Annotated in this window: 18 protein-coding genes; 15 read left to right on the plus strand and 3 right to left on the minus strand. The window is 43.5% G+C overall.

What is annotated here, in order from left to right; genetic code table 11:
* Positions 1-183: 183 nt before the first annotated feature.
* Complete coding sequence (locus MHH49_RS23595) at positions 184-1638, plus strand: glycosyl hydrolase family 28 protein (protein ID WP_076273597.1); 1455 nt, start codon at positions 184-186, stop codon at positions 1636-1638.
* Positions 1639-1645: 7 nt separating this feature from the next.
* Here the strand turns inward: MHH49_RS23595 and MHH49_RS23600 are convergent, their stop codons facing one another.
* Positions 1646-2503: an AraC family transcriptional regulator gene (locus MHH49_RS23600; RefSeq protein WP_051491556.1), complete on the minus strand. Its 858-nt coding sequence runs from the start codon at positions 2501-2503 to the stop codon at positions 1646-1648.
* A 121-nt stretch (positions 2504-2624) separates the two neighbouring features.
* Between MHH49_RS23600 and MHH49_RS23605 the strand changes: the two genes are divergently transcribed.
* The 3 genes from MHH49_RS23605 to MHH49_RS23615 all read left to right on the plus strand — a co-directional run bounded on the left by MHH49_RS23605 (position 2625) and on the right by MHH49_RS23615 (position 5657).
* On the plus strand, positions 2625-4208 hold the full coding sequence (locus tag MHH49_RS23605; RefSeq protein ID WP_076273598.1) for a glycoside hydrolase family 43 protein: 1584 nt from the start codon (positions 2625-2627) through the stop codon (positions 4206-4208).
* Between the two features lie 92 nt (positions 4209-4300).
* Positions 4301-5134: a hypothetical protein gene (locus tag MHH49_RS23610; RefSeq protein ID WP_076273599.1), complete on the plus strand. Its 834-nt coding sequence runs from the start codon at positions 4301-4303 to the stop codon at positions 5132-5134.
* A 160-nt stretch (positions 5135-5294) separates the two neighbouring features.
* Positions 5295-5657, plus strand: a complete 363-nt coding sequence (locus tag MHH49_RS23615; RefSeq protein WP_036688073.1) for a DUF1304 domain-containing protein — start codon at positions 5295-5297, stop codon at positions 5655-5657.
* Positions 5658-6042: 385 nt separating this feature from the next.
* Here MHH49_RS23615 and MHH49_RS23620 read toward each other — a convergent pair whose 3' ends face one another.
* Positions 6043-6930 (minus strand): fructose bisphosphate aldolase, encoded by an 888-nt coding sequence (locus tag MHH49_RS23620; RefSeq protein WP_036688071.1) that lies wholly within the window; start codon positions 6928-6930, stop codon positions 6043-6045.
* 173 nt (positions 6931-7103) lie between these two features.
* On the opposite strand from MHH49_RS23620, the gene MHH49_RS23625 reads away from it, so the two are divergent.
* The 4 genes from MHH49_RS23625 to MHH49_RS23640 all read left to right on the plus strand — a co-directional run bounded on the left by MHH49_RS23625 (position 7104) and on the right by MHH49_RS23640 (position 12529).
* A complete protein-coding gene (locus tag MHH49_RS23625; RefSeq protein ID WP_143763725.1) occupies positions 7104-7286 on the plus strand; it encodes a hypothetical protein in 183 nt (60 codons plus the stop codon).
* Positions 7287-9203: 1917 nt separating this feature from the next.
* Positions 9204-10739 (plus strand): glucose-6-phosphate dehydrogenase, encoded by a 1536-nt coding sequence (gene zwf, locus MHH49_RS23630; RefSeq protein ID WP_076296501.1) that lies wholly within the window; start codon positions 9204-9206, stop codon positions 10737-10739.
* Positions 10740-10810: 71 nt separating this feature from the next.
* Positions 10811-11704, plus strand: a complete 894-nt coding sequence (gene gnd / locus MHH49_RS23635) for a phosphogluconate dehydrogenase (NAD(+)-dependent, decarboxylating) (protein ID WP_036688068.1) — start codon at positions 10811-10813, stop codon at positions 11702-11704.
* A 183-nt stretch (positions 11705-11887) separates the two neighbouring features.
* A complete protein-coding gene (locus MHH49_RS23640; protein ID WP_076144713.1) occupies positions 11888-12529 on the plus strand; it encodes a class I SAM-dependent methyltransferase in 642 nt (213 codons plus the stop codon).
* 84 nt (positions 12530-12613) lie between these two features.
* Here the strand turns inward: MHH49_RS23640 and MHH49_RS23645 are convergent, their stop codons facing one another.
* A complete protein-coding gene (locus MHH49_RS23645) occupies positions 12614-13369 on the minus strand; it encodes a DeoR/GlpR family DNA-binding transcription regulator (RefSeq protein WP_341138533.1) in 756 nt (251 codons plus the stop codon).
* A gap of 358 nt (positions 13370-13727) precedes the next feature.
* Between MHH49_RS23645 and MHH49_RS23650 the strand changes: the two genes are divergently transcribed.
* From MHH49_RS23650 to MHH49_RS23680, 7 genes are all read left to right on the plus strand, one after another.
* Entirely contained in the window at positions 13728-14879 is a 1152-nt protein-coding gene (locus MHH49_RS23650; RefSeq protein WP_341138534.1) for an iron-containing alcohol dehydrogenase, read from the plus strand.
* A gap of 27 nt (positions 14880-14906) precedes the next feature.
* On the plus strand, positions 14907-16373 hold the full coding sequence (gene rhaB / locus MHH49_RS23655; RefSeq protein ID WP_341138535.1) for a rhamnulokinase: 1467 nt from the start codon (positions 14907-14909) through the stop codon (positions 16371-16373).
* A 39-nt stretch (positions 16374-16412) separates the two neighbouring features.
* Positions 16413-17669: an L-rhamnose isomerase gene (gene rhaA / locus MHH49_RS23660; RefSeq protein ID WP_036688063.1), complete on the plus strand. Its 1257-nt coding sequence runs from the start codon at positions 16413-16415 to the stop codon at positions 17667-17669.
* Positions 17670-17712: 43 nt separating this feature from the next.
* Complete coding sequence (gene rhaD, locus MHH49_RS23665) at positions 17713-18558, plus strand: rhamnulose-1-phosphate aldolase (protein ID WP_036688060.1); 846 nt, start codon at positions 17713-17715, stop codon at positions 18556-18558.
* A gap of 149 nt (positions 18559-18707) precedes the next feature.
* On the plus strand, positions 18708-19802 hold the full coding sequence (locus tag MHH49_RS23670) for an NADH:flavin oxidoreductase (RefSeq protein WP_341138536.1): 1095 nt from the start codon (positions 18708-18710) through the stop codon (positions 19800-19802).
* A gap of 273 nt (positions 19803-20075) precedes the next feature.
* On the plus strand, positions 20076-21662 hold the full coding sequence (miaB, locus tag MHH49_RS23675; protein WP_038571650.1) for a tRNA (N6-isopentenyl adenosine(37)-C2)-methylthiotransferase MiaB: 1587 nt from the start codon (positions 20076-20078) through the stop codon (positions 21660-21662).
* Between the two features lie 25 nt (positions 21663-21687).
* On the plus strand, positions 21688-22137 hold the full coding sequence (locus tag MHH49_RS23680; protein ID WP_036688057.1) for a RicAFT regulatory complex protein RicA family protein: 450 nt from the start codon (positions 21688-21690) through the stop codon (positions 22135-22137).
* Positions 22138-22243 lie beyond the last annotated feature (106 nt).

The raw sequence follows: 22243 nt of genomic DNA on the forward strand, positions 1-22243 counted from the left end.
TATGAGTATAGCTTTCTAAAGCTCAGGAAAGTTGTGTTTTGATATAAGGAAATGTTTGATTATTGTCATGTTGTAACAGGCTTTTAATCTATAACTGACAAAATACAAACATTTCTGCATAACACATTAAAACTTTATCGGAGTTGGAAGCGATACAATCTAAATGAACAGGAGGATGGTAAAGTGGATGATTTACAAGTATATAAAGCACCTAAAGATTTCCCGGGACGTGAGGATTATAAGGTCAGAGTACGGCAGCCTGAAGGAGAATGGCATAGCTTGTTTATTTACGAGGTTAAGGTAGATATGCATGAGGTACGTCCTGCATCCATGGCTTATTTTGATCTGGAAGGTACAGTAGAAGTTGAAGTCACCTGTCTTTATACGGAGATTGATTGTGTGAACATTGCTCCGGCTTCGCGAGAGGTCACTTACGAACATCATGGAAATACCATTTTGTTTAAGCTAACGGGTCCGCAAAAGTTATCGATTGAGATCAACGGTGATATTTTTCGGAATCTCCATTTATTTGCTAACCCTAAGGAGAAGGATGCCCCTCAACCAGAGGATGCTAATGTCCTAGTAGTCCAACCGGGTATACACCGGAAACCTGATCTTTTACGTCTGCTGGATAATACCGCTGCTGATCCTCGTGAAAAGAGGAAGGTGCTTTATTTCGCTCCGGGCACACATTATATAGAAGAAACAGTATTGCCGGTCCCTTCGGAAACCACGGTGTATCTTGCCGGAGGTTCTGTGCTTGTAGGTTCCTTGGTATGCGAGGGAGTTCATGATGTATCCATTCGTGGTCGCGGTGTAATTTATCTTGCGGATTTTCATCGATTCTCGGCCTTTCGAGGGATACGAATTGTTTTTTCACGATCTATAAATGTGGAAGGTATTACCGTGATTGATCCGCCACATTATAGCATTTTCATCGGGCAGTCTGAGCAGATTGTGATTGATAATTTCAAATCGTTTAGCACTCGCGGTTGGTCTGATGGCATTGATATCATGTCTAGTTCTGAGATTAGAATCCGGGATGTTTTTATGCGTAATTCTGATGATTGTATTGCTATCTATGGCTCAAGATGGGATTTTTATGGGGATACCCGCAATATTAGCGTTCATGATTCTATTCTGTGGGCGGATGTTGCTCATCCATTGATGATTGGCACTCATGGTGACCATGAACGGAATGGTGACGTAATTGAGTCTATTGTTTTTGCGAATATTGATATCTTGAATCATCACGAACCGCAAGAGAATTATTGGGGGGCACTGGCGATTAATGCCGGGGATCGAAATAAGGTGTGTAATGTTCTATATGAAAATATACGTGTGGAACGTATTGAGCAGGGGCAGCTAATTGATGTGCGAGTGGTCTATAATAAGGACTACAATCCAGAGCCGGGGACAAGCATCCGGGACATTACATTTCGAGACATCAGCTATAGCGGGAGGGCGAACCCTTCACGAATTTATGGATATGACGAAGAGAGAGCTGTTGAAAATGTGACCTTTGTCAATTTAAGGATCAATGGTGAACTGATGGACGCCCCCCGCCCAGAGCTGATAGATATTAATCATTTTGCTAAAAATATACTCTTCGTTACTGAAAAAAATACGGTTGTGTAGATTAGATCTAATTACTTTTTCTATATTTTAATGGAGTCGTCCCTAGGACTCTTTTGAACAGTTGATTGAAATAAGAGGCATTTGGAAAACCAACAGTGATTCCGATTTGCTCCACAGGCAGGTCTGTCGTTCCTAACAAGCGGCAGGCCTGTTTGATCCGGCGGGCAGTCAGATAATCAACAAGCCTTCCTCCGGTTTCCTGATGAAAGATTCTGGAGATATAGGATTTGGACAAGTGAATCTCCTCAGCCAACTGATCCAGATTAACCTCCTCATGATAATGCTCTTCGATAAAACTCATGATTTTCTCAGAATAGCGCAAGGTTCGCCGTTCTCCTGATTGGAATACATGCTGATCTTCAGTTCCTATACTGCTCAATAATTGAAGAATTAACAGTGAAATGTCTTCGGTATCCTCAGTCAGACTGACTTTTTTATTGTGATTATAATGCTCCAGAATCCACTCCACAGACTCAACGTGGTCCTTAAGATCAAAGGCACAATGTGTATTTTTTCCTTGCCAAAGCGCTGTGAATAAAGCCTTTCTTTTCGCAAAACCCTCCAGCAGGTGCTCAGCAACATGTGGATCAATGTAGAAGATGGTTCGTTCAAAAGGACACTCGGGAGAAACCTCAGAATAGATCCGGTGCAGCTGATAGGGCTGGAAAAAGAATAACATTCCCCTGCGAATATCGTACATCTGCTGATTCACAACAACGTTTCCCTGTCCGCCATACACGAACATGACTTCGCAGCATTGATGCCAGTGATAATAACCTTTGTAATAGTCGTCGGTATATATTTTATAATCCCAAATCAAGGTCTTGTGTTCTTCAAAAACAACAGGTTCGAACAGCTGCTTCATAGGCCCTCCAAGATGACAAAATATAAACATTTTCTTATATCCCATTATAACTTTAATTATTATGAAAGCGATACAATAAATACGTTAAACTATGAAAAATCCGGTAGTGGAGGGTAACATTATGACGCGAAAAATTGTTAATCCGGTGTTGGCAGGTTTTCATCCAGATCCGTCTTTTATTAGAGTAGGGGATGATTATTATATCGCAACATCTACTTTTGAATGGTTTCCAGGTGTAGAAATCCATCATTCCAAGGATCTAGTCCATTGGCATTCCATTTCACGTGTTCTGACAGAAGCCTCACAAGTAGATCTGCGTGGTAACGTAAGTTCTGGTTCCATTTGGGCACCAGCGCTTTCTTATGATCAAGGCGTGTTCTATCTGCTATTTACAGATGTGAAATCTCGCAAAAGTGTATATAAAGATCTGCATAACTATTTAATTACAGCGACTGATATCATGGGTCCGTGGAGTGAGCCGGTTAGACTTAATGGCAGCGGGTTTGATCCATTTTTGTTCCATGATCTGGACGGGACCAAATGGCTGCTTAATATGCGTTGGGATTTCCGTAAAAATCACAATAACTTCTCTGGCATCATTATGCAGGAATATGACCCGGAGACTGGCAAATTAACGGGACCTATCCATGAAATTTATAAAGGGACACCTATCGGAGTGACCGAAGGTCCGCAATTGTACCAGAAGGATGGGTACTATTACTTACTGACAGCTGAAGGGGGCACCGGCATCAACCATATGGTTACCTTAGCTAGAAGCCGAAGCCTCACAGGTCCTTATGAGACTGATCCGGATTTCCCGATTATGACCACGGCGCATGATCTGACCTACCTGTTTCAGCAAGCAGGTCATGGATCGCTCGTAGAGACTCAGAATGGGGACTGGTACATGGCACATTTATGCACACGTCCGATTCCGGGAACGTCAACGATGAATCCGTTAGGCCGGGAAACTGCTATTCAACGCTGTGAATGGACAGAGGATGGCTGGTTGCGATTGGCCCACGGAGGGAAGCTGCCTGCATTGGAGACAATGGCTCCTGAGCTGCCGGTATTCACTTTTGAGGAGCTGCCAAACAGAGATGATTTTGATGGAGAGGTTCTTGGATTTCCATACCAAAGCTTGCGTGTGCCCTTTGATGAATCTTGGGTTAGCTTGAAGGAACGCCCAGGGTTTCTTCGTCTGCGCGGTAGAGAGTCGTTAGCTTCACTGCATGATCAGAGCTTAATTGCCCGGCCGATTCAACATTTTGAATGCTCAGCTACAACCTGTCTGGAATTCAAGCCGGATAGCTTCCTGCAAATGGCTGGACTAGTCCTCTATTATGATGACAGTGATTACTATTATTTGCGTGTTACCGCAGATGAGATCCGTGGAACTAGTTTGGGCGTTGTGCTGTGTAGAGGTGGCAAATACGATGAGATTTCCTCTATGCAGCTATCTGTGAAGAATTGGGATCGTTATTATCTAAAGGCGGAAATTCATGGACGTGATCTGTTGTTTTATGCCTCTCCAGATGGGGTGAATTGGACAGCTGTCTGTACTCCCTTAGATTTTGGCACGCTTTCGGATGAATATGGCGGTAAGCTCGGCTTTACCGGTTCCTATGTCGGGGTATGTGCTCAGGATTTGGATCAGCAAGCGAAGCCGGCTTATTTTGACTATTTTGAATATAAAGCTTTATAGGTGTTCAAAAAAACCATAACATTCTTCATATTCTATTTTAGGATAAAATGTTAATTTTTACTTATCTTACATAGAAAGGGATGTTTGTGATTTTGAAAAAGACTTATAAAGTCGTATTAACCTGCACACTCTTGCTGAATCTGGCCCTGTCCTCTGCTGCAATGGCCGCACCCATCGACGTCGACGTGAGTAATTTGAAAGAAGTCCAAACTTCTGGACCGGAAAAGGTTTGGGTTGGAGAATGGAAAGGCGACGATACGATTATTGTGGACACACAAGGAAATGTTACTACTGTTGGAGAACTCAAAGAGTCTTCAAGCTTTGTGCCCCCAGCAGATGACAACCTTATAAATAATGAATTGTTGGCACCGGAGCTAATAACACCTACTTTTGAACCTGATTCTCCGCAAGCAACCCTATCTTCCGCTTATGGTCATGCATGGCCGTATACAGCCGAAAATAGCTATGGAATTAACTGTTATGGTTATGCCTTAAGATTTCCAGGGGCAATCAACCCTGGTGATGGAGACGGGGTCTCAAATGTCAGAGATCCTGCCTATTTTACTAATGTGTATTATACTGCTGGTCTTGTGGTTCAAGATGGCAATACGAATCCTTTATATTTTAAGCCGGGTTGGCGGATACTTCCGGGCCGAACTGCAGCGATTAATTCCGATGAACATCGTATTGCACTTAGAGTGGGGTGGATCGACTCAAATGGGAATGGTAAAGTCGATATTCCTGAGGATAACGTTGATTACCACTTCATGCTTCAAAATAGCTCAGGTTTATGGTCAGAGAAACATGGACATCAACCTTCTCAAAACACAGCAATTTCAGATCCTAGCAATTTCGTCTGGAGCAATGGCTCTCATTATGGTTTTTACAATAGCGTGACCGTTTATATTGCTGCAAAAATATTTTAGAATTTCATAAACATTACGTATGGAATAGCGATAGTCTTTTTTTGAAGATTATGGCTATTCTTTTTTAGTTTCGAATTGTTTATGGGATTATGTATACACTTTTTAACTTTGGTATGATACAATTAAATTGTACACAAATTAAATAAAGGTGGTTATTTTGATGGTATGGGTAGCTAATATTATGGTCGGTGTTGTTGCGTTAATACATATCTATATTGTTTATTTAGAAATGTTCGCTTGGTCAAAGCCAAAAGGGCTTCGAGTCTTTGGAATGACACAGGAAGTTGCGGATGCTTCTAAAACTCTGGCCGCGAATCAAGGGTTATACAATGGATTTTTGGCGGCAGGTTTAATTTGGGGATTGGTTCATCCGAATGTAAATTTCGGCCATCAAATTGAAATCTTCTTCTTGGCAACAGTTATTGTGGCGGCATTATATGGCGGACTGACGGTGAAAAAGTCTATTTTGTTTATGCAAGGTCTTCCAGCCTTAGTTGCATTAATCCTCGTGGTTTCGATTTAAGATAACTTAGAAGTAATGGACTTTAGTAGGGTTTCTACTCGCATACATGCGTGGTGGAGCCCTTTTTTGCGTAAGATCAAGAAATTATTGGGAAAGGTTATGCGCTGATTTAAATGCAGAAATTATGAATAGGTGTACTAAAGAAACAGCAAAGAAGTGGTAGATTAATATGTTTTAGGTAAAGGTGCGGCCTTTAGATAAGATGAAAGGGGGACTTTAGCAAACCTATTGCATGCTTGTGTGGGCTGAAAGAGTAGACGAAATGGCGTTTAATCTGAAAGTTCTAGACTTTAAAAGTAAAACCTTATCATAAAAAAGAGCTGCTTCCCAGCAGGGATCACCTGTCGGGAAACAGCTCTTTTTATGTGCTGGTTAAATGAGGATCTTATTTAATAGATGCTGTATAAATCGCTTCTACAGATTTGGAGAGGAGCGCGTTAAACTCTTCTTCTGATTGTCCAGCGCTTAGTCCCTGCGATAACGCACGTGAGAAGCTGGCAATCAGCCCTTGATTATGGGCGAGCTTATCGTTTGCTTCTGCTTGTGTGTAACCGCCTGATAAAGCGACAATTCGCAAAACGTGAGGATCATCCATTAATTCGCGGTAGAAATTATTCTCCGTTGGAATGGAGAGCTTAAGCATGACCTTCACGTCTTTGCCCAGCGTAGACAATTGGGCCGATAGTTCTTCTTTTAGCAGCTTCTCTGAAGCTGTTTTATCAGCAGTGTGGATATCAACTTCCGGTTCGATAATAGGAACGAGTCCCGCTGCTAAAATCTGCTTGCCGATTTCAAACTGCTGTTCTACCACCTTTTTTATACCGGCAGGGTTAGCCTCTTTAATCACCGAGCGCATTTTTGTACCGAAGATGTTACGTTCGTTGGCCCGCTTCAGAAGATCATTCAAGCCGGGAATAGGCTTCATTAGTTGTACTCCGTCCTCAGGGTCGGCAAGCCCTTTATCGATTTTCAGGAAAGGCACAATACCTTTTTTCTCCCATAGAAAATCGGCAGTATATTGACCGTCTATAGAACGATCCATTGTGTTCTCAAATAAGATTGCACCCAGTATATGCTTAGAATCAAATGCAGGGCTCTTGATAATGCGCGTTCTCATCTCGTGAACCAACCCATACATTTGATCTTCATTAGAGTAACTGTCCTCTGCAACACCATATTGCAGCAGCGCTTTTGGTGTACTGCCACCACTTTGATCCAAGGCAGCTATAAATCCCTGTCCCGTCCGAATTCGTTCCCATTGCTCCATATTCATGAAAATTCTCCTTCCTTTCGTGAACTGAATGAAAATTCTTATGTTCATTAACTATAACACTTAATGTACCGGCTCTAAACAAATGGTATTGTAAACTCGGCTGGTAACTAGTTCGTCATGAGTAGTTTTGAATCTGCGATATAAGGACTTCTGGGTCCGGCTGTTCTATGAGGATGACGTGGTATCGACGTGTGTGGTCTTCTGAGTCCGGATTAGCCAAGATAGACGATACTACATCATCGTTCGGACTGTATTGCAGCTATTTGGTGTTTTTGGAGCATTATTCAGAAGTATCGGACCGCAAAGCTCTTATTGCCAAGTTTTTGCTCCAAAGAAGAGTGGATTTGGTCGAATAGCTGCATCCGAGTCCGATAGCAGGGCAACATGGCCTAAATCTGCGAAATAGCGTCTCCTGAGTCCGGACCGTCGATGGCGAGGACGAGTAGCCTCAGCAGACGATTAAGAATCGACATATAGCGTCATCTGAGTCCGGATTAGCCAAGATAGACGATACTACATCATCGTTCGGACTGTATTGCAGCTATTTGGTGTTTTTGGAGCATTTTTCAGGAGTATCGGACCGCATAGCTCTTATTGCCAAGTTTTTGCTCCAAAGAAGAGTATATTTGGTCGAATAGCTGCATCTGAGTCCGATAGCATGGCGAAATGGGCTAAATCTGCGAAATAGCGTCTCCTGAGTCCGGACTTTCGATGGCGAGGACGGTAGCCTCAGCAGACGATTAAGATCGACGTATAGCGTCATCTGAGTCCGAACCCATAGTTAGTGTGGACATAAAGCCTCAACTGACGAGTACGAATCGACGTCTGAGGTCACCTGAGTCCGGACTAGCCAAGATTGACGATAATACACACCGTAACGGACTGTATTGCAGCTATTTAGTGTTTTTGGAGCATTTTTCATAAGTTTCGGACCGCATAGCTCTTATTGCCAAGTTTTTGCTCCAAAGAGGAGTACATTTGGTCGAATAGCTGCACCTGAGTCCGATAGCATGGCGAAATGATCAAAATCTGCGAGATAGCGTCTCCTGAGTCCGGACTATCGATGGCGTGGACTTGCAGCGTCCGCATACGAGAACGAATCGACGTTTGAGGTCATCTGAGTCCGGACTAGCCAAGATTGACGATAATACACACCGTAACGGACTGTATTGCAGCTATTTAGTGTTATTGGAACATTTTTCATAAGTTTCGGACCGCATAGCTCTTATTGGCAAGTTTTTGCTCCAAAGAGGCGTACATTTGGTCGAATAGCTGCATCTGAGTCCGATAGCATGGCGAAATGATCAGAATCTGCGAAATAGCGTCTCCTGAGTCCGGACCATACATGGTGTGGAGAAAAAGCCTCGGCAGATGAGTAAGCATCGACTTATAATGTCCCTGAGTCCGAACCCATAGTTAGTGTGGGCATACAGCCTCGGTTGATGAGAACGAATCGACGTTTGAGGCCACCTGAGTCCGTCCCCTCCATGGTGTGGACATGCAGCCAACGCAGACGAGTGAGAATCGACGAATAAGGTCTGTTAGGTCCGATCTCGCAGCAGTCGGAGATGCGGGTAAACATAAATGTTACTCCAAGCAGAAACTAAAGACGCTCTATGCGAACTTTAAAGTGATCCCCCAAAGCGCACACCTAGCAAACTTCAAGACATTCACAGGGTTCACCTAGCAAACCTCAACTCGTTCCCAAAGGTACTCTTTACAACATATTGTCCTCTTGGGAGACTCCAAGTCATTCCGAAATGCTGAGTGAAAATTCCTTCGAAGTATTCTCTGATAATATTCCTCGAAGTAGTCACTTTTTATGCTTAATTCCCAAACTTGGAATCAAATCGCATAGTCTTCTTCGAGGCGCGACAGACCAATCCAGTCAATTACTTAAAGTTAGTTTGAAACACAATGGAAGGATGATCACATTTAGGCGACTGGGAATTTTGATCATGTTATAAACAGCTTTGTATGAAGAATTTTAAATCAGAGTGTGTAAAGTTAGAGCACCTAAACCCATGCTGGGAGCGGGTTGTTAACTTGCTCGCGGATTATTTCCTAGTAATTTAATACGAATAATCCAATAAGATAATTGGTGTGACATTAATCATAATTACCAATTTGAAGCTTTGTGAAAATAATAACTTTTCGTAAATGTCGAAATGAGGTTGACGAATAAAAATATCAGTCGTATGATTGATTCTACTGAGTATGCTAGTAATTAAAAGTAAGTTAATAAATAATATATAATAGCGGGAGGAATGAAAGTGGAATCATCAACATTTGTGCTTTTTGGCGCTACAGGAGATTTAGCAAAACGTAAAATCTATCCTGCACTATATAACCTCTTTTTAGATGGTCAAATTTCAGGTCCTCTCTCAGTGATTGGATTAGGAAGAAGAGAAGTTTCAACCGAAGCTTTCCGTAAGCAAGTCCTGCAATCTTTGCAGACATTTTCTAGACAACCGGCAGTTGAGTCTCCACAGTTGCAGGTTTTCTTGGAAGCTTTTGAATATAGCGTTCTAGATGTAGGTAATACAGAGGATTATTTGAAGCTCCTGGAGCATGTTAAACGTCGTGAGCAATTTTTTAACATTCCGGAGAATCGGATGTTCTATTTATCGGTGGGTCCTGAGTTTTTCAAGGAAATTGCCGCCAATATTCACTCCAGTGGTCTGGGATCGACGAAGGGCTGGAAGCGTCTGATTATTGAGAAGCCTTTTGGTACAGACTTGCAAACAGCAAGAGAGTTAAATGACAGCTTGAATGCCGTATTTGCAGAAGAAGAGATTTTCCGAATTGACCATTTCTTGGGTAAACCAATGGTTCAGAATCTGGAAGTTCTAAAATATTCAAATCCTGTACTTAGAGCACTGTGGAAAAATCGTTATATCGCAAATGTGCAAATTACGGCGAGTGAGATTGTTGGCGTTGAAGAACGGGCAGGCTATTATGATAAAGCTGGGGCACTTCGTGATATGTTCCAGAACCATATGCTGCAATTGCTCATGATGATGGCGATGCAGCTTCCAAAAGGCAGTACACCTGAAGAGATCCGCGGGAAGAAAAGATATGTCATGGAGCGCCTCATTCCGTTAAGTAAAGACGAGGTTAATCAATACGTTGTCCGCGGACAATATGCTGAAGGTGAAATTAAAGGTAAATCTGTTGCAGGATACTTAGATGAACCAGGAATTAGCCAATCCTCACAAAATGAGACGTTTATTGCAGCGCGTTTGTTTATAGATGATCCATTGTGGAATGAAGTTCCGTTCTATATCCGTACCGGCAAGAGAATGAAAGAGAAATCAACAAGAATTGTTATAGAATTTAAAGAACCGTTTAATGATAACAATAACAAAAATAAAGGGAATGACGTTCCAAATCTACTCATCATCGAGATCGGTCCAAATGAAGCCATTACGCTTCAGTTGAATACGAAGGATCAGTTGCAGAAAGGGAAACTTGAACCTGTCCTCGCTACTTATGAAGCCGGAACTTCAGACGTACCAGAAGCTTACGAAAATCTGATCTTTGATGCGCTTCGTGGTGACGCCACTTTCTTCGCTCACTGGAAAGAAGTCGAGCTGTCATGGCAATGGGTTACACCAATCCAGGAAGCTATGGAGGAGGGGCTAATGCCACTTCATACCTATGCTTCAGGTTCTTATGGTCCAAATGCGGCTATGGAGCTTTTGGGTGAAGACCGCTGGTGGTTTGATGATGCAGATCAGGAGTCAGATGTTCTCGACGCTCAAGCAGAAGTTGCAGCAGCGCAGGAATCTATACGGCCAGGGGCTTAAGCCCCTGCCTGTTTTTTTTGCCAATTTAGCTAAAATACATCATAAGAATCTATAAATCGGAGGGAATTTACATGAAAGTAGGATTAGTTGGGTTAGGAAAAATGGGTTTTAATTTGGGTCAAAATTTGCTGGATCATGGACATGAGGTTGTTGCTTTTGATCTGAATGCACCTGCTGTAGAAGAAATGAAAGCTAAAGGCGCTAGTGGAGCAGTTACGCTTCCTGAATTGGTGCAGCAATTGGAAACGCCAAGAATCATTTGGATCATGGTTCCGCATCAGGTCGTTGATTCTGTAATCGCTGAACTCACTCCACAATTGTCTAAAGGTGATATCGTTATTGAAGCAGGAAACTCGCACTACAAGGAATCTATTCGCCGGTATGAGGAATTGAAGGAGCACGGAATTCACTTTATGGATGCAGGCACCTCTGGTGGTATGGAAGGGGCGCGTAATGGCGCTTGTTACATGGTTGGCGGAGATCCCGAAGCTTGGGAAGTTGTGGAGCCGATTTTCCGTGATACAGCTGTAGAAAGCGGCTTTTTATATGCTGGTAAAGCAGGTAGCGGCCATTTTCTAAAAATGGTGCATAACGGTATCGAATACGGCATGATGGCTGCGATCGGTGAAGGTTTTGAGGTTCTGGAAAAGAGTGAATTTGACTACAACTTTGAGGAAGTAGCTCGGGTGTGGAATCACGGCTCTGTAATCCGTTCATGGCTGATGGAACTTGTGGAACGCGCCTTCTCGAAGGACGCTAAACTAGATGAGATCAAGGGCATTATGCATTCGTCTGGTGAAGGCAGATGGACGCTTGAAACCGCCTTTGATTTACAAGCGGCGACTCCGGTTATCGCAATGGCGTTATTGATGCGTTACCGTTCCCTAGAGACTGACACATTTACTGGTAAAGTAGTAGCTGCACTGCGGAACGAATTCGGTGGACACGCTGTGGAAACTAAATAAGATTGGCCGACTCTGAAATGAGTGTTTACAAGCTCGAATTTCCCGCAATTTATGTTGCGGAGAAATTTGGGCTTTTTATATTAAGGGGAATAGATAATGGGAAGTATAGATGGAGTACGAATTTAATGCAGTTTACATATTTTAGGGGTAGAAGGGTAAGTTAGGAAGCAAGGGGGAGATTTCATGCAAAGTGGAATTCGTGAGCGACTTCATTTTCTAAATAAATTTCTGCATGCGCCCCGACAATATGGTAGTGTGACTCCCAGTTCACATTGGCTGGCCCAGACGTTGCTTGATCCAGTGCCTTGGAACCAAGTGCATTCTATGGCTGAGTTAGGTGCGGGGACTGGTGCAATCACAAGGTTTATTCCGCGTGGAGAAAAGACCGGTATGAATGTTCTTCTATTTGAAATAGATCCTGATTTTCGCAGTCAATTAAGAGAGGAATTCCCCGGATGTTTCTGCAACAACGATTGTCTCCGGCTGCGTCTTGCGCTTCATAACAGCAGTCTGGAGAAGCTGGATTGTATCGTGAGTAGTTTGTCTTTGATGAATTTCTCGAAGCCAGACCGCACCAGGTTTATGGAACAGATCACGTCTTCTTTAAAAGAAGGAGGGTGGTTTATAACCTATGAATATTTTCCGCGGATGAAAACAGAGTTGAGCCAGCATTTTGAGATCCTACACACGAAGTGGGTGCTGCTGAATTTTCCGCCAGCGCTTGTATATATTTGCAGGAAAAAAACCACAACGCAAGTGAAGCGCGAAAATCCCAAATCAACCGTCGACGTGGTCCCAATCTCTCAGGTTTATACAAAAAGATAATCATCTCCATACAACAAATGCCGTCACCCATTACTCATTGGGGAACGGCATTTTTAATTGGGCGCCGAAGGCGTTTGAGCCCGATTAATAGAGAAGCTCGATATTCTCTTCGTTCAGGCGTTTCAACCAAACCTCAGAAGGCTGGCGGTCTGTGATCAAAAAGTCGATTTGGCCAAGCTCGATCAGCTTCGTAAAGGCGGTCTTATCGAATTTGGTGTGATCGGCCAGGAGTATGACCTTGTTAGCTTGACGTAGCATATATTTCTTGAGCTCACACTCCGGTTCATTAGAATCTGTGATGCCTCGCTCCATATCAATTCCTTTACAACTGATAACCGCAGTGTCCACATTGTATCTTTGAATGGTGTCATGTGCTACAGGACCCACGAGTGACATGGATCGGTAACGTAAAGAACCACCGGTAGAGATGATATCCATCCCTGAATTCGAGAACTCATGCAAAATATTAATCGAGTTCGTGATAATGGTCAGATTGTTTTTATTGCCAAGCAGTTTTAGAAACTCAAAGGCTGTGGAGCTAGGATCCACCATTAACGTATCTCCATCATTGATTAAATCGAGCGCCTTGAGGGCGATTCCCCGTTTGATATCTGTATTCAGCGCATTGCGTGTAACAAAAGGCAAATCCTCGTTCGTGTGACGATTCAGCATGGCCCCGCCATAGGTTCGGCTCAGAATGCCATCCTTCTCCAGCTTCTCCAAATCTCTGCGTATCGTCTCTTCTGTAACTTCAAACATCCGGCTTAGATCAGAGACTAATACTCGTTTATTCTGATGAACAAGATCTATTATTTTTTTGCGTCTTTCAGCTGCAAGCATAGGGATCACCTTTCCGAAATCTGTATATTCCTTAATCTTAGCTCCAAATATCTGTGTTTTGCAATAAAATCAACGTAGAATCATGTTTGTTTTCCAGTAATATTCACAAAACGGATATAAAACAAATAAAAACAACATAAATAATATTTAAAATGTTGACAACAAAGATTCGGGAGCATACGATGAAGGAGAAAAGAAGTCCTGTAGTGGTAATTAGATTTGAAAGATACCAGAGCCGGCCCAGTTGCGATTCAGAGGCCAGCCTGAGGCGCTGCAGCCGGAATACTACGCTCTAGCTTGCAGAGTTGTGTGTAAAACTTTGGTGTTGATAAATTAACTTTAGGAGGCTGGTCAAGCAATGAGCACGCATGTGTATTATGTTCCATCGATCAATATTATGGGCAAGGGATGCTTGCAGGAGATTGGTCCATACATCCAAGAACTTAAATTAAAAAAGGCGCTAGTAGTTACGGACAAATTCCTTATGAAAAGTGGCATTGCTGGTAAATTGCTGGCGGTATTGGACGAAGCGGGGATTGAATATGCCATCTATGATGAAGTGAAACCCAATCCGACCTGTAAAAATGTCCACGATGGCGTTGATTATCTCAAGTCGCAGAATTGTGATTATCTGATTTCCATCGGCGGTGGATCACCACAGGATACTGCCAAAGCCATTGGTATCATTGCCACAAATGGCAGTCATATCAAAGAATATGAAGGTGTACACAAGTCTAAGCATAAATCACTGCCGATTGTCGCCGTGAATACCACTGCTGGTACTTCGGCTGAAGTGACCATTAACTATGTAATCACAGACGAAGATCGCAAAGTGAAGATGGTTATGGTAGATAAAAACAGCCTTGCGACGATTTCAGTCAACGATCCTGAGCTTATGGTTGATAAACCAGCTGCACTTACCGCGGCCACGGGTATGGATGCACTGACTCATGCGATTGAAGCGTTGGTGACGCCAGGAGCTTATCCGGTAACTGATGCTACGGCACTAGCCGCAGTGGAGCTTATTTTTGCTAACCTGGCTCGTACTGTGAAGAATGGCCATGATATCGAAGCGCGTGAACAGATGGTATACGCGATATTCCTTGGCGGATTGGCTTTCAATAATGCGGGGCTTGGTTATGTGCATGCGATGGCGCATCAGCTGGGCGGCGTATACGATCTGCCGCACGGCGTATGTAACGCGATGCTGCTGCCTTTTGTGGAAGAAGAAAATGCCAAATATGTGCCTGAGAAATTCAGATCCATTGCTAAAGCGATTGGACTTAATGTAGAGAACCATACGGATAAACAATGCGCAGATTTCGTAATTGAGTCGATCAAGGCGTTGTCTAAAGAAGTAGGGATTCCAGCCAAATTATCCGAGCTTGGTGTAGAAGAAGTAGATCTTGATCTTCTGGCTGAAAATTCGATGAAGGATGCTTGTGCACCAGGGAACCCTTTTATTCCTACTAAAGAAGAAGTTATTACACTGTTCAAAAAAATATTATAAATCACACCTTATCATAGGAGATTGTTTATGAATAATCACATCGCCGTTGACATCGGTGCCTCAAGTGGGCGGCTGGTGCGCGGAATATTGCAAGAAGGTATTCTTTCCTTAGAAGAGCTTCATCGCTTTAGCAATAGCTTTACGGAACAAGAGGGTTCCTGTTTCTGGGACATTGATTATTTAGTAGAGCAGATTATGATCGGGCTTCGGAAGGCTAAAACCGATGGAATTACTACCTGTACGCTCGGTATTGATACATGGGGTGTAGATTATGTGCTGGTAGATGCGGAAGGGAATCGTGTTCAGGAAGTATACGCCTACCGCGACCGCAGAACGGATCTGGCTGTGGATCAGGTGGCACAGCAGCTTTCACCACAAACCGTCTATGAAAAGACAGGAATCCAGCAGTTATCCATCAATACCTTGAATCAGTTATATGTTCATAATGAAGAAGAGTTAGCGCAAGCGGATCAAATTTTACTTGTACCAGATTATCTATATTACCGACTGACTGGCCGCAAGATCAATGAGGTTACTATTGCATCTACAACACAGCTGTTGAATCTGGAAAGCCGGGATTTTGACGATGACCTATTAGAATTTTTAAATATCAGGAAAGATCAATTTGCAAAATTAACTGAGCCTGGTGTAGTGGTTGGTTCTCTTGACGAAGCTTTAATCCAACAATATGACCTGCCTGAATGCCAACTGATCTGTGTGGCTTCCCATGATACGGCCTCAGCAGTGCTAGGTGCTCCACTTCAAGAAGGTTCAGCTTATATCAGCAGTGGAACTTGGTCTTTACTCGGTGTAGAAAGAACGGAGCCTCTAAATTCTCTACAAGCCATGCAGGCTAACTACACCAATGAGTGGGGAGCCTACGGAACTTATAGATTCCTCAAAAATGTAATGGGCTTATGGCTTATTCAAGAGGTTCGCAGATTACTGAACAATTGTTATAGTTTTGCGGAGCTTGCAGAGCTTGCACAGGGAGAAGAGGGGTTTCGCAGCCTGATCCCTTGTAATGCACCAAGGTTTCTTAATCCATCCAACATGATAGAAGAAATCCGCAGTGCCTGTATGGAGAGTGGGCAGCACGTTCCTGAGACACCTGGACAGTTAGCACGTTGTGTTTTTGACAGCTTGGCGTTATCCTATCTAACTTATTTGGAAGAGTTGGAGGAGCTGACAGAAGGTCGGATCGAGGGATTGCAAATTGTCGGCGGCGGGGCGAACAACCGGCTTTTATGCCAACTAACAGCTGATGTTATCGGCAGGGAAGTAAAGGCTGGACCAACGGAAGCGACTGCTCTAGGAAATATAGTAGTGCAGATGATTAGCACAGATTCCATTGCAGACATAACTGAGGCAAGAGCTATTATCGAACAATCTTTTGAAATAACATCCTACATTCCGCAGCCGATCAAGCATTTTGATAACATTCTAAATCGCTGGAGAAGCCTTCATCTGTCCAGAGTGAATGAGCTTATCTAAGCGAAACAGACATTGCACTATTTTAGGAGGATAAACAGCATGGATCAGAGCATTATCACTAGCTATAACGAAGCCAAAAAACTATACGCCGCCCACGGTATTGATGTGGATAAAGTGCTGGAGCGACTCGCGCAAATTAAAATTTCCATACATTGCTGGCAGGGTGATGATGTAAAAGGTTTTCTTTTTAAGGAAAAAGAACTAAGCGGGGGCATTGCGGTAACGGGAAGTTATCCGGGCCGGGCGGGTACACCAGATGAACTACGTCAAGATTTAGAAAAGTCGTTATCTCTTATTCCTGGTAAACATAAGGTTAACCTGCATGCTATTTACGCAGATACAGATGAACCTGTAGATTTGGATGAACTAGAGCCACGACATTTTCAATCCTGGGTGGATTGGGCGAAGGAGCAGGGCTTAGGGCTTGATTTTAACCCTACTTGTTTCTCACATCCGAAAGCAGCCGATGGATTCACTCTCAGTCATTCGGACGCGGAGATTCGGGATTTCTGGATCAGACACTGTAAAGCTTCACGTACGATCGCTGAGCATTTTGGGCGGGAGCTGGGTCAGCCTTGTGTGACGAATTTTTGGATTCCAGACGGTTATAAAGATACGCCAGTAGATCGGCTAGCTCCAAGAGTACGTTTAAAAGAGTCGCTGGATGAGATTTTTAGTCAGGAAATAGATCCGCTTTATAATATGGATGCCTTGGAAAGTAAACTGTTTGGAATTGGCTCTGAAAGTTATGTGGTTGGCTCTCATGAATTCTATATGGGTTATGGTTTAACAAATGGAAAAGCAATCTGTCTGGATGCGGGACATTTTCATCCTACAGAAGTGATTTCGAATAAATTATCTTCGATTCTGATGTTCAGTGAGCAGCTGCTGCTGCATGTTAGCAGACCTGTCCGCTGGGACAGTGACCATGTGGTAACGATGGATGATGAGCTGCTGGAAATCGCCCGTGAATTAGTTCGTGGGGACTTACTTCCTCGTACGAATATTGGATTGGATTTCTTTGATGGCAGTATCAATCATCTCGCGGCATGGGTCATTGGCACCCGCAACACTATTAAGGCGTTGCTGCGTGCGATGCTGGAACCAGTGGAAGAACTTAAGCAAATCGAGCAGTCCGGGGATTATACTTCACGTCTTGCTCTGGTAGAAGAGTTCAAATCGTATCCGTTTGGAGCGGTCTGGGATTACTACTGTGCATCACAAGGTACACCGGTGCGTGAGCAATGGCTTACTGAAGTGAAAAATTATGAACAGGACGTTTTGTCTTTAAGATAAAAGTGGATACGGAGAGCAGCAAATACAAAGGAGAGAATAGACTATGAGTACATCCTTGTTAGAGTCAAAAGGTTATATTGCCAGCAGTGAAGCTCCATTTATTCAGGAAATGTCAGAGATCACCCGTCATATGTGGGAGCTTGGCTGGGATGAACTGAATGGTGGGAATGTCAGCTATTTGCTGGATGAGAATGAGGTGGCTAAGTATATTAATGTACTGGAGCCGTTGCGCACGATCAAACTCACCTTTCCGGTAAAAGAATTAGCAGGCAAGTATTTTATCGTAACAGGTTCGGGCAAATATTTCAGAAATGTGATTAAAGACCCTGAAGCGAATCTGGGTGTGTTAAGGGTTAGCGGCAATGGCGAAAGTGTGGAAGTATTGTGGGGATTGCGGAATGGGGCAGTTCCTACGAGTGAGCTCGCTTCGCATTTTATGAGTCATATTGAACGCTTGAAAGTAGATCCCACACACCGTATCGTGCTGCATACACATGCTACAAATGTTATCGCGATGACCTTCACGCATGATCTGGACGAACTAAAGTTTACCAAAACACTATGGGAAATGTGCACAGAGTGCCTTGTTGTTTTCCCTGATGGGGTCAGCGTTATTCCGTGGATTGTTCCGGGCAGCAGTGAGATCGGCCGTGAGACTGCCAAAAAAATGAAGGATCACCGTTTAGTCATCTGGCCGCAGCATGGGATTTTTGGCACGGGCTCCACCATGGATGCTACCTTTGGTCTAGTAGAAACGGTTGAAAAGGCTGCAACGATCTACAACTTGATTGGCGGTAGAGAAATCAAACAAAAGATCACAGACCAACAGCTATGGGATTTAGCTAAAGCATTTGGAGTTACACCTAAAGCGGGGATTCTTGAAGTCTAGAGAGTCATTATAATTTGGTGAAAACCGGGCATTCGTAGATTCTGCGAGGTCCGGTTTTTTTTGTCTTTTTCTTAAAATTTGCATTTCCCATCTTTTGGGTAGATAATAAGCTTACTTAAAGTAATCAATTAATAAATTGGAGGTAACATATGAATACAGAGCAACTATTTTCACCTTTTCAAGTGGGGAATCTTGCGCTGTCGAACCGATTTGTAATGGCGCCGATGACACGCGCGCAGTCTCCGAATGGTGTGCCGGGAAGCAATGTTGCCGCTTATTATCGTAGACGTGCAGAGGGTGGAGTGGGATTAATTGTTACTGAGGGTACTGCGGTAAATCATCCAGCGGCTGTCAGTCACCAAGATATTCCTAATATACATGAAGAAGCATCTTTAGAAGGCTGGAAGAAGGTTGTGGAAGAGGTTCATGCAGCTGGGGGCAAGATCATCCCGCAGCTTTGGCATGTGGGGATGGCGCGTACAATCGGCGAGTATCCTAACGTTGAAGCCCTTCCTGTAGGCCCTTCGGGTCTGAATTTAGCAGGTGAGCCGGTGACAGAGCCGCTGACCACAGAAGAGGTTGAAAGCTTAGTAACAGCCTTCGCTCAAGCGGCGGAAAATGCCAAAAGCGTTGGCTTTGATGGCATCGAGCTGCATGGCGCTCATGGGTATCTGATAGACCAGTTCTTCTGGGATAGAACGAATAAACGTACCGATCGTTACGGTGGCGATTTGGTAGGAAGAACAACATTCGCTGTCGAGATCATTAAAGCATGCCGTCAAGCGGTTGGACCAGACTTCCCAATCGTGCTGCGCTTTTCCCAGTGGAAGTTGGGGGCGTATGATGAGAAGCTGGCGAAGACTTCAGAAGAACTTGCGAGTTTCCTAGCACCGCTTAGCGAAGCGGGTGTAGATATCTTTCATTGCTCGACCCGACGCTTCAGTCAACCTGAATTTGCTGGTTCTGATCTTAATTTAGCTGGGTGGACTAAGAAGCTTACCGGGAAGCCGTGTATTACAGTGGGCTCTATTGGCCTGCAAAGCGATTTCTTCGCAGAAGATAAAGCTCAGAAGCCTGCGGATAATATCGATGAGTTAACTGAAAGGTTCGCTCGGGAGGAGTTTGATTTGGTAGCAGTGGGCAGAGCGCTTATTAGCGATCCAGCTTGGCCTGCCAAAGTACAAAGTGGAGCGATAGACGAAATCATCCCATTTACTCCTGAAGCGACGAATACTCTTTACTAAAACTAGCAGAATATACAATGACTATTTTTTTAGGTAAGAGGTTGTGTAACTGTTTCAAGAGTAGTGTATCTGCTTATAATAGTAGCATACCCCCCTTAATATGATAGAACTTGACCCTGCCAAACGTTGGCGGGGTATTTTTTTGTCGATATGCAACGCTCCTTTACATCATTAATAGACCGGGCACTTCTATGTTAGGCCAGCATTATGTTATAATTTTAAATTAGCAAAGTATAAAAATAATTGTTGAACAATAGAGGACGTGAAAACAGCATGACAAAGGGGAACCACAACTCACCGGACTTAAAATCCGGCAAGGGTTCTAAGGATTATTCGAAATATTTTGATTTTAGTGATGCAAAGGTAATTAGTGAAGAAGAAGGTAAGGTTACTTACCGGATTAAAGGAAGAAATGTGCAAATTAATAGTCAGCCTGACTATAAAGAAGGAAAACGGCGCGGCAAGGAAGAAATAGAAGTGCATTATGATTTCGAAATTCCTGAAGAAATGCAGAATTTCGGAGTGGGCAAATATTATCATATAACGACTTATGGCTGCCAAATGAATGAGCATGACACGGAAACCATGAAGGGCCTATTGGAACAGATGGGCTACCGCAGTGTCGCTGACCGTAATGATGCGGATCTCATTTTGCTGAATACTTGTGCGATTCGTGAGAACGCCGAGGATAAGGTATTTGGAGAGCTTGGACATCTTAAGAACCTGAAGATCGAGAAGCCGGGTCTGTTGTTAGGGGTATGCGGTTGCATGTCCCAAGAGGAAGGCGTAGTCAACCGGATTATGTCAAAGCATGGCTTCGTGGATATGATCTTCGGTACGCATAATATTCACAGGTTGCCACACCTCATTAAAGAAGCGGTATTTAGTAAAGAGCTTGTGGTTGAGGTATGGTCCAAAGAAGGCGACATTATTGAGAACTTACCGAAGAAGCGGGAAGGCATGCGCGCTTGGGTGAACATTATGTATGGCTGTGATAAGTTCTGCACGTATTGCATCGTTCCGTTTACACGCGGTAAAGAACGCAGTCGTCGTCCTGAGGACGTCATCGCTGAGGTGAGAGAGCTTGCGCGCCAAGGCTTCAAGGAAGTAACGTTGCTGGGGCAGAACGTAAATGCTTACGGTAAAGATTTTACGGATATTGATTACACCTTCGGTAACCTGATGGATGATATGCGTCTGATTGATATTCCGCGCATTCGCTTTATGACATCGCATCCACGAGATTTTGACGATAAATTGATTGAGGTTTTAGGCAAAGGCGGCAACTTGGTGGAGCATATCCATCTGCCGGTTCAATCGGGAAGTACTGCCGTTCTTAAGAAAATGAGCCGTAAATATACCCGGGAAGCTTATCTGGAATTAGTACGCAAGATTAAGATAAGTGTGCCGAATGCTGTATTAAGTACCGATATTATCGTTGGTTTCCCTGGGGAGACTGATGAGCAATTTGAAGATACCCTATCGCTTGTGCGTGAGGTTGGGTATGATATGGCATATACGTTCATTTATTCTCCACGGGAGGGTACACCAGCAGCCGCTATGGAAGATAATGTACCGATGTCGGTGAAGAGTGAACGTCTGCAAAGATTAAATGATCTCATCAAGGAGAACAGCCGGATCATTAATGACCGGATGCTGGGTGAAGTTGTAGAGGTGCTGGTAGAAGGGGAGAGTAAGAATAACTCCGAAGTCCTTTCTGGCCGTTCCCGCGCTAACAAGCTGGTCCATTTTGAAGGTCCGAAGGAGCTTATCGGCACATTTGTAAACGTGAGAATTACAGATACCAAAACATGGTACATTAAAGGGGATATTGTGGTTGAGGCCGCAGCTGTTCATTAATCACATACGAATGGGGAGATGACTAATGAGTACAGAAGAACAACGGTTGAATAAATATGGAATGAAGACTTATAATACCCGTGATCTGATCGTTCGCGAGGATATTATGGGCAAAGCTAAAGAATTAGCGTCATTAATCTCAACCAGCGAAGAGGTTCGCCATTTTCAGCAGGCGGAGCAAAAAATTCTTAATCACGAGCGTGTGCAAGGACTGATTGCAACCATTAAGAAAAAACAAAAAGAAATCGTAGCCTTCGAAAGCTTCAATAATAAAGATATGGTCGCCAAAATTGAACGTGAAATTGAAGTGCTGCAAGATGAGATCGACGGTATTCCTGTCGTCAATGAATTTCAGCAAAGCCAGAGCGATATTAATTATTTGCTCCAGCTGGTAATTTCCGTGATTAGAGATACCGTTTCGGAAAAAATAAATGTGGAAGCCGGCACCGAAGCGCCTCCGACCACATGCGGATAACCCACACTCAGTTCAGGGGGCGGATGCAGATCCGTCCCTTTATTTCAATATAAGAGGTAGAAGTAAGATTCAAGAATATACATAATCCTTATAATTCAACGACAAG

The sequence above is a fragment of the Paenibacillus sp. FSL F4-0122 genome, from assembly GCF_038002845.1.
Classification (GTDB): domain Bacteria; phylum Bacillota; class Bacilli; order Paenibacillales; family Paenibacillaceae; genus Paenibacillus_AQ; species Paenibacillus_AQ odorifer.